Below are 16,033 nucleotides of genomic sequence, written 5' to 3'. Positions count from 1 at the left end.
GGACGTCGTCGAGAGCGGTCGACCCGCCCGAACACGATCACGTCCGTTCGTCGATCGAACGGTGGACCGCCCGACGGATGCATCCCGTCGATCGTACCAGGTCAGTTACGACTGTTGCGACGCCGGGAGACCGCCACTTCCTCGACGGGAACCCCGTTCCGGTCGTTCGGTTCGCTCGACACGTCGGCGCGTCCGACTGTCTCGATATACGTCTCGTGAATCTCTGTAGAATCCATCGACCACCCGGAGCCGATTCGGTATCGCTCCCGGTCGCTGCCCGAGACTGACCCCCGAACGCCCGGAGCGTTCCACATGACAGCCATCCCGAGTAGTCGCCCGTGCGATCTCGACCGAACCCGCGCGACGGACGTCGATTCTCGTCTCTCCCCCGACTTCTGTGTTCCTGGGTATGACAGAACTTATACTCCACGAGTTGCTAGTCTCTGTTGTTCCGGGCCCCGCAACAGCTCGGTTCGCGTGCCAAAACGACCGGCTTGCGACCCGGAACCTTCTGCCGACCGGAGACGACCGAGGAGCGACGGCTCCGTCGAGACGCTCTCCCGCGTTCGTCGGTCGAGATGGAGCGTGGGCGTCCTCACCGCCGGAGCAGCCGGAGCGCCGACACCGTCACCAGCAGACCGACGACGAGAGTCACGAGGACGGCGCTCGGTCCACCCACAGCCCCGGCGGGTTCCGCGGAGGTGTCGACGGCGGTGTTCGCGACGTCGTCCAGCGCAGACGCCGGGGTCTCCATCCCCGGTTCTGCGACCGCCGGCGTCGGTTCCGGCGGCGACGCCGACACCGGCGTCTGGCTCTGGGGAGACTCCCGCGTCGGTGTCCGCTCCGGGGCGGGTGTCGGAGTGGGCGTCGACGCCGGGTCGACAGCCACCGCGAACGTCGAGAACCCCGGTGTGGTGGCGGCGTAGCGACCGTCTCCGAGTTCGGTCGTCTCGAGACGATGCCATGAGCCGTCGTACCGCCACAGCGACACCGTCAGGTCGTCCCGGTCGGTGAGCGTCTCCTCGTCGACGACGAAACGAACCGTGGCGGTGTCGACAGCCGTGCTCTCGATGCCGTCTGGCGTCACCGAGACGTACGCGAGCGGTTCCGCGGCGGCGAGCTCCGGAACCGACTCGGCGGTCTCGAACGTCGAGACCGTGATCGTGTACCGGTTCGTCGCCGACTGCGTCTCCCAGTCGAGGCGGAGGACGCCGACTCCGCTCGACTCCACCGACCGGGGGAGGTCGACCGAGAACGACGTCGCCGTCGAACCGCGCTGTACGTCGACGAGTACCCCGCCCCGTCGCTGTGTAACGGAGATTTCGGGTTCCGAGGAGGCGTCGGCACCTCCACTGTTCGCGCTCCCGCTCCCTCCACCGCCACTGGACGGTCGGGACGGTTCGGACACGGGGGTTCGAGTCGGTGTCGGTTCCGGTGTCGCCGTCGCTTCCGGCGTCGCCGTCGGCGACGGGACTGGAGTCGACGTGGGGGCCGGTGTCGGTTCAGGCGTCACGGTGGGCGTCGGCTCGACGACACGGAACGTCACGTCCCCGTAGACGTCGACGCCGAGCTCCACTCCCGTCGGGTCGGCCAGTTTCGTCTCCGACCCGACGAGTCGTGCGGTCGTCTGCGTCCCACCCGCTCCGACGAACTCGAACGTGAGTTCGGCGAGCGCCGGTCCGTCGACGCCGCCCTCGCGGAGTTGGTTGAACGTGACCGACCCCTCGTCGTCGACGTTGACTACCGGCGTCTCGAAGTCGTCCGTCCCCTCGACGGATCGAACCCGGAGGACGCTCGGGTCGAACGCGACCGTCGCCTGGTAGCCGCCGACGTCCCGGGCGTCCGTCCACACTACGACCGTCGCCGTCTCGCCGGGTTCACCGTCGAGCGTCCCGCCCTCGACACCCGCCGTCTCGCCGACGCCGACCGTCGTGGTCTCGGCGACCGCGACGCCGACTGTCTGCATCGATCCCACCGTCACGAGGAGAACGAGCACGACGGAGAGTAGTCGGCCGAGTGAGGCGTTACGCGTCATCTAACGCTCCGTTCCGATCCTGTTTCGGATCGCGATCGCGTCGGCGATGTCGACGTCGCCGTCGCCGTCGACGTCCGCGGCAGTCTCGTCGACATCGTCATCGTAGCGCGCGATCCGTCGCTGGACGAGTCCGACGTCGTCCGCGTCGATGTCGCCGTCGCCGTCGACGTCGCCCGCGAGCGTCTCGTCTTCGGGATCGTCCTCCTCGCCTTCGCCGTCTCCACCGGACGGCGCGAACCGCTCGGCAAACCGAAGGTCGAACCCGAACTCGCTGTCGGCGTCGGTCTCGAACACGCCGAGCGACGGGGAGTAGGTCCGGACCTGGATGCGGTCGTCGCCGCCGGCACCGTCGCCGGGGAGAAACGAGACGAGTCGCAGCCACCCCTCCCCACCCCGTCGCCGTCGCTGGTAGTCGGCCATGATCTGGTAGACGGGTAGTCCGTCGTCGTTCTCCGACACCCGGAAGCTCTCCCCGCCGTCTCTCGAGAAGTGGCCGTTGAACACCGCGAAGATCTGGCTGTTCGTCCTGACGAGTTCCCGCCACGTCGTCTCGCCGGCGTTCCCCGTCGCTCTGTTCGGGTCGGGGTTGCCGTCGACGGTGGTCTCCCCCCAGTCGCCCTGGACACGCTCCATTCGGTCACCGTCGTCTCTGAGATACGAGTGCGTGGTGACGATGGTCGGACGGTCGGCGTACCGGCGGAGCAGCTGTCGTGCCCACCCGAACGGGGTAGCCGGGTCGTCCGCGCTCCCCGGGACCTCCCACTCGAGACCGAGATGGAGGAACTCGTAGCCGCCGGCTGCGAAGAACTGGTAGTGACTCAGTCCGTCGGGACCGCTACCGCCGTACCAGCTCCGTCCGTCGTACCGTGCGGGGCCGAAGTACGACCGGTAGTGCTCGATCGACCGCGGGTCGAACCAGCCGACCCAGTCGTGGTTCCCCGGCACCGTCGAGTATGGGACGACGCCGTCCAGTCTGGCCATCACCTCGTCCATCCGCTCCCACTCCGTGCGCTCCTCGGGGTTCTCGACGACGTCGCCACAGTGAGTGACGAAGCGAACGTTCTCCGCCTCGTGGTTGTCGACGACCCACCTCGTCTGGTCGTGGGCGTACGAGACGAGCGACGAGTTCTCCGCGTACTTCTGGGTGTCCGAGAGGACGACTACCGTCCACGACTCCGAGGCCGCGTCCGCCGTGGAGGCCACGCCACCGACGACGAGCGGGGCAGCCACTCCGACGCCGAGCGCCTTCAGCACCGCTCGGCGTCGGACCGAGCGGCGGTCACTCCGCATCGCCGTCAGGTCGGTTCGGTCGGATGTCGTCTTCCCCGCACCGGGTCGGCGTCGGGCGGGGGAAGCTGTTGACGTTCATAGGTACATTCTCCGACGAACGTATGTGTGTTACGTGCAAAAGTTATGCTTCGAGTAACGATTAGCGTCTCGCAACCGCCGGCGTTTAACGTCCGGCTGTCTCCGAGTTCGGTCCACCGCGACGGCCGGACGGGGTCCGTCTCCGGTTTGTAGTGACTCTCACCGGAGCGTGTCGAAACCTGTCGTTTGCGTTGTGTTGGTGGGACGAGCCGGTAGGTATCGAGTCGATTACTAAGTTCGTCGCCACCTTTGTCGGACGGTGACTATGCAACCGCTCCGACGAGTTCCCTACACGGCGGGTAAACGACAGTCACCGCACCGACCCGTCCACGGGAGAGCTTTGCGACGACGCGATTCGACCGATCGACCCCACCCGAGTACCGTCCCGGGGACCCCGACATGAGCTACTACAACTTCTTCGACAGCTATCTCGTCGAAGTGCGCGGAGAGGGTGGACGGGCGGTCGACCAGCACCGGCAGATGTACGACCACTTCCGCGAGCGAACGCCGACCCGCGAACCGGATCTCGTCGTCGAGCTGGCGACGGAGTCGCCCGACCCCGACACCGTCCTCGGCACGCCGGGGTCGCACTACGGACGCGACGGCGACCGGTTCGTCGTCCGGAAGGGGTCGAACTACATGACCGTCGACGCCGACTGGACCCACATCACGGTCTCACCCAACTGGGAACCGTTCAACGTGGTCTATCCGCTGGAGTACGAACTCAGACGCCGGTTCGTCGAGCAGGGGTTCGCTCTGGTCCACGCCTCCGGCGTCCAGCGCGAGGGGACGACGTTCGTCTTCCCCGCTTGGCGGAGCGCCGGCAAGACGAACACGCTCCTCTCGTTGCTCTCTTCGGGTGGCGACTATCTCGCCGACGACCGCCTCTGGGTGAGCGCCGATGGGTCGGTCCGCGGCTACCCGCTCGGCGTCAACATGCAACCGCACAACGTCGAGTCGTTCGGTGGCGTGACCGACACCGACCGCGAGGACGGGGATCTCAAGTCCCGGATCGCCACGCTGGTCGAACAGTACGCCGACCGGACCCGTTCCGTCGTCGACGAGGGACTGCTCTTCCTGACGAGACGGTTCCTCGACGACGGCCGCCGAACCTTCGCGAGTCTGAGCGACGTGCTACCCGGGTCGGCGTTCGTCGACAACGCGACACTCGACAACGTCGTGGTGCTCCGTGCGGCACCGACGAGCGAGACAGTCTCGATGGCGTCTATCAGCCCGGAGGACGCACTGACCGAGACGACGACGATCAACGAGTACGAGTGGAACACGCTGCTCCGGGAGTACTTCGCCGCCTTCGACACGCTGTTCCCCGAGGCCGAGAAGTCCGCCGAGTTCGAGTCGGTACTCGCGACCGAACGGCGGATCCTCTCGGAACTGTTCGAGACGGTCCCCACCTACCGGATGCTCGTCCCCCGCACCCGCGACTGGATCGAGACGGGTATCGCGGACGACCTCGTCGACAGCCTCTCGGAACTGGACCAGCGGGTCGAGACCGCGCCGTGACCTGCTGTCGAAGCCTACTCGAAACGACCCCGTCTTCGCTCTCCCTCGTCGACGAACCCACCCGGTAGTCGGTTGCTACCGGACCGTCGTGCGTCTCGCCGTTCCGTTAGTGACTGCCGAATTATTGCACTCGCTCCCGTGTGTGGAGACAGCCTATGGCCCGAGACATCGTCTGGATCACGCTCGAGAGCGTCCGACAGGATCACACCTCCCTCGGCGAGTACGACCGTGACACGACACCGTTCCTCCGAACGCTGTCGGCCCGTCCCGACAGCGCCGCGTTCACGAACTGCTTCTCGCACGACATCTGGACGCGCTCGTCGAGCGCGTCGATCCTGACCGGACTCGCGCCGTCGGCACACCGGACGTGGAGCGAGGACGCTCGACTCTCCCGCGACGTCCCGACGCTCCCCGAGGCGCTCCGGGACGCTGGCTACCGAACGGCGTGTGTCTCGCCGAACCCACAGCTGAGCGACGTGACGGGGCTAGCCCGTGGGTTCGACCACTTCCACTACCTCGGCAAGCGCACGCTCCTCCGCGAGGCCGGGGTCGTGACGATGGCCCGGTATCTCGCCGGGCTCAACCGTCACTCCGCGGGGTACACGCGGGACACGCCGAAACACTCCATCGGCTACCTCAACGCCGCACTCGCCCGGCGACACGTCGACACGGCGGTCGACGAGGGCCAACCGCTGTTCCTCTACGTCCACCTCGGCGACAGCCACCACCCGTACTACCCGCCGAAACCGTATCAGCACCGCTTCGCCGACGGGTTCGAGCTGTCGGTCGACGAGGCGCTCGACGTCTCGATGGACATGTCGGCAGACCTCCACGGCCACATCGCTCGCGGCGTCCCGTTCGCAGACGACGAGTGGAACGCCATCCACGCGATGTACGACGCGGGCGTCTGTCACGTCGACGAGACGACACGGCGGATAATCGACTACGCCGAGACGCGACTCGACGACCCCATCGTCGTCGTCACCTCCGACCACGGCGAACTGCTCGGCGAGCGCGGTCTCCTGGCGCACATGATCGCCGTGAACGACGCCGTCTCGCACGTCCCGCTCGTCGTCGCCGGCGTCTCGGGACTCTCGGGGTGGCACGACGGCGTCGTCCAGCACGCCGACGCGATGCGGACCGTCCTCTCCGAGGCGGGCGTCGACGCCGACGTTCCGGTCGGCCTCGACCTCCGCGACGAGCGTCGGGAGTTCGCGGTGACGCAGCGCGGCGGTGATCGCGCCGCCGGGAAGCTGGCAAAAATAAGCGAGCACGACCCCGGGTTCGACGCTTCGCAGTACCACGTCGGCAACCTGACGAGCCTCCGCACTCCGGAGTATCGCTACTCGCAGAGCGACTCCGGCGTGGAACTGTTCGAGCTCCCCGACGAGACGTACGACCTGCACGAGGAGCGACCGGCGGTGCGTGACGACCTCGCCGCGCGCTGTGAGTCGTGGCTGGCCGAGTTCGGTGCTCCCCGCTCACGGCGGGAGGAACGCTCGGAGTTCGACGAGTCGATGAGCGCCCACCTGCGGGATCTCGGCTACCTCTGAGTCTCCTTTTTTGGGGCCGTTCCCCATCCGTGAGTGGAGCGGGTCGGTGAGTGGAGAGCGTCGCCGGTGAACGGTGACTACCGAACGCGACTCGACGACGCGACAGCGTACGCTATCGACTCCGGTCTCACTCGGAAAAGTGCTCGCTCGAAACGGTGGGCGGCGTCCGTCGCGCTCGCTCTACACCTCGACGTAGTCGAACCCGGCCGCCCGCCACCGCTCGGCGTCGAGACACGCGAGCGTGTCGACGACCAGCGGACGGGCGACGAGGTCGCGGACGCGTTCGGGGTCGAGGTCGCGGAACGCGTCGTGTGCGGCGGTGACGACGACCGCGTCGGCGTCTTCGAGCGCGTCGTCGAGGGCGACGAGGCCGAGCGTCCCGTCGTGGTCGTCAACGTAGGGGTCGGAGAGGCGGACGTCGACGCCGTCGTCCGCATCCGTCTGTCCGCCGTCGGTCGCCGTCGCCTCGAGTTCGGTCTCCGAAGTCGCCTGGACCGCCCGGAGTCGGTCGGCGAAGCGCAGTCCGGGGCTGTGACGGCTGTCGTCGACGTTCCCCTTGTAGGCGACGCCGAGGACGGCGACGCTCGCCCCGGCGAGCGCGCCGAGCTCGGCTTCGAGGAGGTCGGCGACGAAGTCGACCATCCCCTCGTTGACGCGGCGGGCGCTCTCGACGAGGTCCAGCGAGTCAGACGACTGCCCGAGGAACCACGGGTCGATGGGGAGACAGTGACCGCCGACGCCGGGACCGGGGTTGAGGACGTCGACTCGCGGGTGGACGTTCGCGAGTGCGATGGCGTCGCGCGACCGGATGCCGTAGTCGTGGGCGACGCGCGCGAGTTCGTTCGCGAAGGCGACGTTGACGTCGCGGTAGGCGTTCTGCGCGAGTTTCGCGAACTCCGCGGTCGTCGCGTCGGGCGCACGGTGGATCGCCCCCTCGACGAGCGGTTCGTAGAGCGCGACTACGCGGTCGGTGGACGCCCCGTCGACGCCGCCGACGATGCGGTCGTTGTGGACGATCTCGTACGTGATGTTGCCCGGGAGTACCATCTCGGGGCAGTGTGCGAGCGCGAAGTCGACGCCCGCCGTCAGCCCGGACGTCTCGAGGAGCGTCGCGAAGACGCCCTCGGTCGTCCCTGGGGGGACGGTCGACTCGAGGACGACGAGGTCACCCGGCCGAAGTAGGTCCGCGACGGTCCGCCCGGCGGCCTCGACGTAGGTGAGGTCCGCCCGTCTCGACTCCTCGTCGTAGGGCGTCGGCACGCAGACGAGGTGGCAGTCGGCCTCGACCGGTTCGGTCGTCGGTTCGAACTCCCGGTCGAGTGCCTCGAGCACGAACGCCCGGAGTTCGTCCTCCGTCGTCCGAGGGTTGTCCGCTCGGAGTTCCGAGACGAGTCGTTCGTCCGGGTCGTAGCCGACGACCTCGTGGCCGGCGTTCGCGAAGAGCGCGGCCGTCGCCAGTCCGATGTAGCCGATGCCGTGGACGCAGAGCTTCATTGGAGCGTCTCCGTCGCCGTCGTCTCGGTCGGCGTCACTGTCGCCGCCGCCGTGTCGGTGTCCGTCTCGACCTCCGTCAGCGCGTCGAGGATCCGCTCGGCGGCCCGTCCGTCACCGAACGGAATCGTCCAGTCGGGCTGCTTGCCGAGCATCAGCGACCCGGCGGCGACGACGTCGGCGGGGTCGAGTCCCGCGAGACAGTTCGCGCCGACGTACACCGTCTCGGGGCGCTCGGTGGTGTAGCGCAGCGTCACGCAGGGTGTTCCGAGGATACAGCACTCCTCTTGAACGCCGCCGGAGTCGGTAAACGCGAGCGCGGCCGTCGACTCCAGTCGAAGAAAGTCGAGGAAGTCCAGCGGGTCGATCACCCGAATCTCGTCGGGGACGTCGACGCCGAACTCGTCGAGTCGCGACTGTGCGCGCGGGTGGATCGGATAGACGACCTCGTGTCCGGTCAGGTCTGCGAACTGTGCGACGCCGGCGAGCAGCGACCGAAACCGGTCGGGGTGGTCGACGTTCTCGGCGCGGTGCGCCGTGAGAAGGCAGAACTCGCCGGGAGAGAGCTCGAGATCGTCGAGGACGGTACTCTTCTCCGCGGCGACGTCGGCGTACTGGTAGACGGCGTCTACCACCGTGTTGCCCGTCACGACGACCTGCCCGGCGACCCCCTCCCGTTCGAGATACAGCCGCGTCTCCTCGGTCGGAGTGAACAGGTACTCGGCTACGTGGTCGACGACGACCCGGTTCGTCTCCTCGGGCATCTCGCGGTCGAAGCTCCGGAGTCCCGCCTCGACGTGTCCGACGTCGACGTTCAGCTTCGCGGCGGCGAGTGCGCCGGCGAGCGTCGAGTTCGTGTCGCCCTGTACGAGCACGACGTCCGGTTCGACGTCGACCAAGACGTCCTCGATTCCTTCGAGCATCGCGGCGGTCTGCCGCCCATGAGAGTCGGAGCCGACGTCGAGATGGACGTCCGGCGCGGGGAGGTCGAGCTGCTCGAAGAACACCCGGTCTAACTCCCGCGAGTAGTGCTGTCCCGTATGGACGAGTGTGAAGGGGACGTCTCGAGCGAGACACTCGCGTATCACCGGTGCGAACTTGATTATCTCCGGCCGCGTCCCGAGTACGACGACGATGCTTTCGGGCGTCTCGCGGGCCGTCATCGCTCTTCTCCACGGTCGTCCGCCGTCGGTGTGGCACGTTGTACTGTCATATGGCCGACTCACTGTGTCGTACCTGGTCCGGGACGCGCTTTGTTATAGAGCGCCTGGCAGTACCGTGTCACGGTGACTCACGAACGGGCCGGACGCCACGTCGCCGTCCCGTCGGATAGGCCGAAATTAACCGCTCTATTACAATGCATCGAGCGGTCGTTCTCTCGTCGATGGAGTCCCAACACCGAACCGAGTCGTCACTGACGTTCCGCCACGAGACCGTCGACCCCGCCCCCCCGTGCGCCCGTCTCGGCTTCTGTCTCGCCACCGACCTCACCGGCAACGGCCGCGACGACGTCATCGTCGGCGGTGCGGGCAAACCGTACCCCGGCAAGCAGTACGTACTGAAGGCCAAGGAGAGTCGACTGCCGACGTTCGACGCGCTCCGAACCAGACTGGGGTTCGAGGAGATGCATCTGTTCTGGTACGAGAACCCCGGCTGGAAGCGTCACAAGATGGCTATCGCTCCCCATCTCGACGTCGGCGGCGCGCTCGGCGACGTCGACGGCGACGGCCGTCTGGACGTCGTCGCCGGGCAGGGGATCCACCACGACGCCGTCTACTGGTTCGAGCAACCGGACGACCCACGCGAACTCTGGACGAAACACACCATCACCACCGACTTCGAGAAGTACCACGACGTGGTCGTCGCCGACGTCGACGACGACGGCGACGTCGAAGTGGTTGGGCTCTCACAGGAGAGTCGCACCATCTTCTACTACGACGTCCCCGAGAACCCGTATCGGTCGCCGTGGCCCGCCTCGCACTGTCACATCGTCGACGACGACGTCCGCGTCGAGGGGGTCCAGATCGTCGACGTCGACGGCGACGGCTCCACTGAGATCGTCGCGGGGACGCACATCTATCACCGGAACGACGACGGGACGTGGCACCGGGAGGACGTCCTCACCGACTGGGACGACGTCCGCGTCGCCGTGGGCGATCTCGACGACGACGGCGAGTTAGAGATCGTCTACTCGGAGGGCGACTCCCCGAAGTACGGCTCCCACCCCGGTCGTCTCGCGTGGGTCGACGGCCCCGACTGGACGCCGACGGTGCTCCGCGACGACCTGTTCTGTCCGCACACGCTCCAGGTGGCCGACTTCACGGGGAGCGGTCGCCTCGACGTCTACGTCGCCGAGATGGGGCTCGGCACGAACGACTCGCCGCAGCAGCTCGTCTTCGAGAACCTCGGCGACGGGGAGTTCCGCGAACACGTCGTCGAGACGGGCGTCGCGACGCACGAGGCGAAGGTCGCCGACCTGACGGGCGACGGCCGTCCGGACGTCGTCGGCAAGTCCTACGGCCCCGACCACCACGTCGACGTCTGGTACAACGAGGGCTGATCACGCCGTCTCCGCCACGTCTCCCCCGCTACCGGCGGACGACTCGTCTCCACATGGTTTAGTGTGGCCGGGTGAGTCTCTCTTCTCATGGACAAGTGGCGGCGGCGCACGGTCTACTACTCGATTCTGCTGACGGGACTGATGCTCGGCTACGCCGTCCTCTATCACCACGGGATGCGCATCTTCGAGGGAGACGACATCACGTTCCTCCACTCGCTGCAGGTGGTCGTCGAGACGTTCACTACGACCGGGTTCGGCTCCGACGCTCCCTGGCAGAGCCCGGAGATGAACGCCTTCGTCATCCTGATGGACCTGACGGGCGTCGCCGTGATCTTCATGGCGCTTCCGGTGTTGGTGTTCCCCCTCCTGGAGGACGTCTTCTCGACGACCGTCCCGAAGTCGATCGAGAACGGGCTCTCCGACCACGTCGTCATCTGTTCGTACACCCCCCGAACCGACGCACTCATCGCCGAGTTGGACTCGTGGGGCGTCGGCTACGTCCTCGTCGAACCGGACCGGGAGCGGGCGACCGAACTGTACGAGGACGACTACACGGTCATCCACGGAGACCCGGAGTCGACCGAAGGACTCGAACGGGCGGGACTCGTCGAGGCGCGGGCGCTCGTGGCCGACGTCTCCGATCAGGTCGACGCCAGTATCGTCCTGACCGCCCAGGAGGTGGCAGAGGAGATACCGATCGTCAGCGTCGTCGAAGAGCCGAACCGGACGGCGTACCACCGTCTCGCGGGTGCCGACACGGTGCTCTCTCCTCGGCCCCTCCTCGGGAAGAGTCTCGCCTCCAAGGTGACGACCTCCGTGACGAGCGATCTGGACGGCGCTATCGACATCGGTGGCGACATCGAGGTCGCCGAACTCCCCATCCACCGTGGGAGTCGACTCGCCGGGACGACGCTGGCCGAGAGCGGCATCCGAGAACGGGCCGGGGTCAACGTCATCGGCGCGTGGTTCCGCGGCGAGTTCGAGAGCCCACCCGCCCCCGAGGCGGTGCTCACGAACGGGACCGTGCTACTCGTGACCGGCCGGGAGGACCAACTCGCGCGGCTGAAAGAGCTCACGCTCTCGGAGATCAGACGGCTCGAACACGGCGAGACCATCGTCGTCGGGTACGGACAGGTCGGACGGACGATCGCCGGCGCGCTGGCCGAGGCGGGGTTCCCCTACACGGTCGTCGACCGGACGGCGATGGAGGGGGTCGACGTCGTCGGCGACGCGACCGACCCCGAGACGCTGGAAGCGGCCGACATCGACGAGGCTCGGTCGATCATCCTCGCGTTGCCCGACGACACGGCAGCCGAGTTCGCCACGCTCGTGGTCCGAGATCTGAGCCCGCAGACCGAGATCGTGGCTCGCGTCGAGGAGGCCGCCAGTACTCAGAAGATGTACCGGGCTGGCGCGGACTACGTGCTCTCGCTCGCAACCGTGAGCGGTCGGATGATCGCGTCGACGATCCTCGAGGACGAGGACGTGCTCTCGCTCGATCAGCAGGTCGAGGTCGTCCGGACCTCCGCACCGAAGTTGACCGGGCAGACGCTCGGGGACGCACAGGTCCGTTCGGAGACCGGGTGTACCGTCGTCGGCGTCGAGCGCGACGGCCGGGTCGTCACGGATCTCGGGCCGGAGTTCCGTATCGAGTTGGACGACGAGGTCATCATCGCGGGAACGGACGAGGGGATCCAGCGGTTTACCGACTTCGCTCACGACTGAGTCGGAGCGTAGCGATCTTCAATACCGCCAGTACGACGGTGTCAACAGCACGAGCACCGGGATGATCTCGATGCGACCGACCCACATGAGAAACGTCATCAGCAGCTTGGACGACTCGGGGAACGGGTCGTAGCTCTCCATCGGTCCGGCGACCCCGAACGCCGGGCCGACGTTGAAGAACGTCGCCGCGGCGGCGCTCATCGCCTCGAACTCGGAGATCGCCAACTCGATTCGCGAGCCGTCGACGACGATCACGACCGTCGCGGCGATGAAGAACACGAGGCTCACGAGGGTGTACGCGTAGATGTCGCGGATCGTCTCCTCGTCGACGACGCTGCCGCTGAGGCGGACCGGACGGATCACGTTCGGGTTCGAGGCGGTGAACAGGTCGCGACGGAACGCCTTGACGACGACCAGCCACCGGAGCGTCTTGATCGAACACGTCGTGCTCCCGGCCATCCCGCCGATGAACATACAGACGAACAGCAGATGCTTCGCGCCCGACGACCAGAGGTTGAAGTCGGTGCTCGCGTACCCCGTCGTGGTCGTGATCGAGACGACCTGGAACAGCGCGTGGCGGATGATCTCTTCGAGGCCCGTGTGCGGGCCGCCGTCGACGATCAACACGCCGCTCACGCCGAGCGTGAAGACGCCGAGGATCGTGACGTAGAACCGGAACTCGTCGCTGTTGCGGAGGCGGTCGACGTTCCCCTGCAGGACGAAGTAGAGCAGCATGAAACTCGTCGCCCCGGTCGCCATGAACGGGACGATCGCCCACTGGACGGCCGGAGAGAAGGCGGCGATGCTGTCGCCCCGGGGCGAGAACCCGCTGGTGGAGACGGTCGTGAACGCGTGGGCGACGGCGTCGTACAGCGTCATGTTCGGCGCGAGGCCGACCAGGTGGAGCCCGTAGAGGACGGCCACCTGCAGCCCGGTCAGCCCGAGGTAGATCTTCCAGAGCAGCGCCGCCGTCTCCGAGATGCGCGGTGTAAGCTTGTTGACGTCTCTGGTCTGCGTCTCCGTCTCCATCAGTTGGGCCCCCCCGACCGAGAGCTGCGAGAGCACCGCCGTCGCCAGGACGAGGATGCCGAGCCCACCCATCCACTGGAGCACCGCCCGCCACATCAGGATCGCCCGGGAGTGGCGATCGAACTCCGTGATGATCGTCGCACCCGTCGTCGTGACGCCGCTCATGCTCTCGAACAGCGCGTTGATCGGTTCGGCGAGCACTCCCTCGCCGGCGAGGACGAACGGGACGGCCCCGACGAGCGCGATGCTCAGCCACGTCAGCGACACCATCAGAAACGCCTCCCGCGTCCGCAGGTCGGGTTCGTCGGTCAGTTGTTCGAGTCCGAAGCCGACGATCGTCGTGCCGAGTATCGGGAGGACGAACGGGAGGAGCGCGGTGCCGTCGTACAGCGCGAGCGCCAGCGGGACGAGCAGCGGCACCCACAGCCACTTGAGGATCGTCCCGACCAGCCGACAGCTCACCCGCCAGTCGACCCGGAGTCTCATGCGTCGCCTACGACGAGAGAGGGGACCGAGCGGCCGACGCGAGCGTCGCGTTCGACGGGCGAACGACGCGCGGTCCGTTCCCACCGCTCGTGTCGCCAGCGGCCGTTCGACGTTCGACGATCCTCCATACGGGAGTCGGGTTCGCCGAGAGAGCTGAAAAAACCTCGTCTCGCCGACCCGAGCGTCGACGTCGGCTCTCGCGCCAATTCCCCTCCACTTGAACAGTCACTCTGCGATGCGAGACGCGGCGAGCATCTCACCCGCCTCGACCATCTCCTCCAACGGGTTCGAGTCGACCTCCAGCGGGAGGTCGACCCGCCCGCGGCGTCGCGCGGACTCCCAGCACGCGAAGATCAGTTCGGTCGCCTGCAGTGCGTTCTCGGCGGCGAGTTCCGGCCGTCGCCCCTCGTCGAGTGCGCTCACGACGTCCGCGACGGCCCGGTCGATGAACGTGGGGGCGTCGGGGGTGAGTCGGTCCACCGGGAGGAACGGAACGCGGCTCTTCACCTGTTTGGCGGCGCGCCCGACGAGCCCCGGCGTAGGCCCGTGAATGCCGTCGCCGTCCGTGTCGACCGTCTTCCACCCGCCGGACGTGCGCATCCGGAGCGCGGGGCCGCCGTCGACGCCGATCTCGAGGGTCCCCTCGCTGCCGACGAGGCGCAGCTCACAGTTCAGCGTGCTGTCGGCCCCGGTCGAAGCGGTGCCGTACGTGCCGTCCTCGTAGCGCCACTGGGCGATGGCTCTGTTCTCGTTGTGGACGCCGAACTGGAGGTTCTCCTCGGAGTAGTCGATCTGTGCCATCACCCACTCCGCCGGCGTCTGGTCGGTGAAGTAGCCACAGAGGTCGAACAGGTGCGACCCGTAGTCGTAGAGGTTCGGCCCGCCGACGTCGACTCGCGCCAACTCGCCGATCTCGCCCGCGTCGAGCAGTCGCTTCGCCGTCCGGAACGGGCCGCCGAACCGCCGCTGGTGGTTGAACGTCAGTTGGACGCCGTGGTCGTCGCAGACGCGCACCATCTCGCGGCACTCCCCCCACGTCTTCGCCATCGGCTTCTCGCAGTGGATCCCTTGAACGACGCCGCTCTCGGCGCAGCCGACGACGATCTCCGCGTGGACTGCCGGGGGAACACAGACGCTCACGACGTCCGGCTCCACCTCCGCGAGCAGTCGTTCGTAGTTCTCGTAGACGCGCTCCGGCGGGATCGCGAACGTCTCGGCGAACGCTCGCGCGTTCTCAACGACGACGTCCGCGCAGGCGACGAGGCGGCAGTTCTCGAGCCGTTCGTACGCCCGCGCGTGTCGGTACGCCATCGCGTAGCCGTTCGAGTCGGGGCTGTCCGGGTCCGCGCCGGTGCCGACGACTGCGACTGTGTAGGTCATCTCGCTCCCTCGTACGGACTCCGGTGAGATGAGTAGTCGTTCGATAACGTCGCATCGGCGGGCGGGAACGAGTGCTTACTCCCCGACACTGCTCAGGAGTGGGTCGACCGCTCGGACGGTCGCTTGCCGAGCATCCCGCGGACGCGACCGGCCGTCCGGGCGAGGTTCCCGCCCGAACGGACGAGAGCGTGTTTCGCCGACCAGCCGAGGTAGTGCATCGGGTGAAGCACGTCGTGGGCGATCCTGAGCCACTGCCAGCGGGTGGTCTTCCCTTGGGTGTCCCAGAAGTACGGCGTCTGCCGTTCGAGTCGGTACTGCTTCTTCCAGTAGTCGAGGATCGAGTCGGTGTAGTAGTGGTGGACGAGCAGTTCCGGGTCGTAGTAGATGTCGTAAGCCTCGATGACCCGCTCAGCGAGTTCCTTCTCCTCGTGGCCCCACGTGATGTTCTCGTCCCAGTAGCCGACCGTCTCGAACACCTCCTTGCGGACGCCCATGTTACAGCCCCAGAAACGGGTGACGTACCGCGGCGACTCGCCGAAACTGTAGTGCGGGGTGAAATGTTTGGCGAAGATGTCGTCGCGTGGGTGGACGACCTTCCCCGCGTAGGCGGCCTCGCGGTCGAGCACCGCCGACGCTCGCTCGAGGTAGTCCGGACACGGCTGGGAGTCGTCGTCGAGGAAGACGAGTTTCTCGGCCGACGCCTGCCGTATCCCCTCGTTTCGGGCAGCTGTCACACGATCGTCGTTTCGGACGATCACCTCGTAGTCGTCGAACGTCCCCTGTTCGAGATACGGGAGACACTCGATCTCGGCTCGCGGCTTCAGCGTCGCGATGATTACGCTCAGGTCGGGCATTGAATAGCTGTACTCACAGGCTGGCGGTCGA

At 67.1% G+C, this 16,033-nt stretch carries 13 protein-coding genes; 4 read left to right on the top strand and 9 right to left on the bottom strand.

What is annotated here, in order from left to right:
* Positions 1–101: 101 nt before the first annotated feature.
* From BSG17_RS28175 to BSG17_RS01070, 3 genes are all read right to left on the bottom strand, one after another.
* Positions 102–236, bottom strand: coding sequence for a hypothetical protein (locus BSG17_RS28175; protein ID WP_280141147.1), 135 nt, complete (start codon positions 234–236; stop codon positions 102–104).
* A gap of 359 nt (positions 237–595) precedes the next feature.
* Positions 596–2,035 carry a PGF-pre-PGF domain-containing protein gene (locus BSG17_RS25845; RefSeq protein ID WP_139246538.1) on the bottom strand — a complete coding sequence of 480 codons (1,440 nt, stop codon included), beginning with the start codon at positions 2,033–2,035 and terminating at the stop codon, positions 596–598.
* Entirely contained in the window at positions 2,036–3,325 is a 1,290-nt protein-coding gene (locus BSG17_RS01070) for a metallophosphoesterase (protein ID WP_089820616.1), read from the bottom strand.
* A gap of 477 nt (positions 3,326–3,802) precedes the next feature.
* On the opposite strand from BSG17_RS01070, the gene BSG17_RS01065 reads away from it, so the two are divergent.
* Positions 3,803–4,924, top strand: a complete 1,122-nt coding sequence (locus BSG17_RS01065; protein WP_089820615.1) for a hypothetical protein — start codon at positions 3,803–3,805, stop codon at positions 4,922–4,924.
* Positions 4,925–5,079: 155 nt separating this feature from the next.
* Entirely contained in the window at positions 5,080–6,477 is a 1,398-nt protein-coding gene (locus tag BSG17_RS01060) for a sulfatase (RefSeq protein ID WP_089820614.1), read from the top strand.
* Positions 6,478–6,657: 180 nt separating this feature from the next.
* On the opposite strand, the gene BSG17_RS01055 is transcribed toward BSG17_RS01060, so the two are convergent.
* A complete protein-coding gene (locus BSG17_RS01055; protein ID WP_089820613.1) occupies positions 6,658–7,971 on the bottom strand; it encodes a nucleotide sugar dehydrogenase in 1,314 nt (437 codons plus the stop codon).
* Positions 7,968–9,131, bottom strand: coding sequence for a non-hydrolyzing UDP-N-acetylglucosamine 2-epimerase (wecB, locus tag BSG17_RS01050; protein ID WP_089820612.1), 1,164 nt, complete (start codon positions 9,129–9,131; stop codon positions 7,968–7,970). Before wecB ends, BSG17_RS01055 begins: the two co-directional genes overlap by 4 nt.
* A 221-nt stretch (positions 9,132–9,352) precedes the next feature.
* On the opposite strand from wecB, the gene BSG17_RS01045 reads away from it, so the two are divergent.
* Both BSG17_RS01045 and BSG17_RS01040 read left to right on the top strand, forming a co-directional pair.
* Positions 9,353–10,528: an FG-GAP repeat domain-containing protein gene (locus BSG17_RS01045; RefSeq protein ID WP_089821003.1), complete on the top strand. Its 1,176-nt coding sequence runs from the start codon at positions 9,353–9,355 to the stop codon at positions 10,526–10,528.
* Positions 10,529–10,615: 87 nt separating this feature from the next.
* Complete coding sequence (locus tag BSG17_RS01040) at positions 10,616–12,253, top strand: potassium channel family protein (protein ID WP_089820611.1); 1,638 nt, start codon at positions 10,616–10,618, stop codon at positions 12,251–12,253.
* A gap of 18 nt (positions 12,254–12,271) precedes the next feature.
* Here BSG17_RS01040 and BSG17_RS01035 read toward each other — a convergent pair whose 3' ends face one another.
* The 4 genes from BSG17_RS01035 to BSG17_RS01025 all read right to left on the bottom strand — a co-directional run bounded on the left by BSG17_RS01035 (position 12,272) and on the right by BSG17_RS01025 (position 16,002).
* Positions 12,272–13,768 (bottom strand): TrkH family potassium uptake protein, encoded by a 1,497-nt coding sequence (locus BSG17_RS01035; RefSeq protein WP_089820610.1) that lies wholly within the window; start codon positions 13,766–13,768, stop codon positions 12,272–12,274.
* Positions 13,765–13,896, bottom strand: a complete 132-nt coding sequence (locus BSG17_RS28170) for a hypothetical protein (protein WP_280141146.1) — start codon at positions 13,894–13,896, stop codon at positions 13,765–13,767. The genes BSG17_RS01035 and BSG17_RS28170 overlap by 4 nt, the downstream gene beginning before the upstream one ends.
* A gap of 97 nt (positions 13,897–13,993) precedes the next feature.
* Positions 13,994–15,148 carry a Gfo/Idh/MocA family protein gene (locus tag BSG17_RS01030; RefSeq protein ID WP_089820609.1) on the bottom strand — a complete coding sequence of 385 codons (1,155 nt, stop codon included), beginning with the start codon at positions 15,146–15,148 and terminating at the stop codon, positions 13,994–13,996.
* A gap of 92 nt (positions 15,149–15,240) precedes the next feature.
* The gene (locus BSG17_RS01025) at positions 15,241–16,002 is read right to left on the bottom strand and encodes a glycosyltransferase family 2 protein (protein WP_089820608.1); all 762 of its coding nucleotides are present in this window, start codon (positions 16,000–16,002) and stop codon (positions 15,241–15,243) included.
* Between the last annotated feature and the right edge of the window lie 31 nt (positions 16,003–16,033).

It is taken from the genome of Halogranum amylolyticum, assembly GCF_900110465.1.
Lineage (GTDB): Archaea > Halobacteriota > Halobacteria > Halobacteriales > Haloferacaceae > Halogranum > Halogranum amylolyticum.
This window is presented reverse-complemented; position numbering and strand designations above follow the sequence as displayed.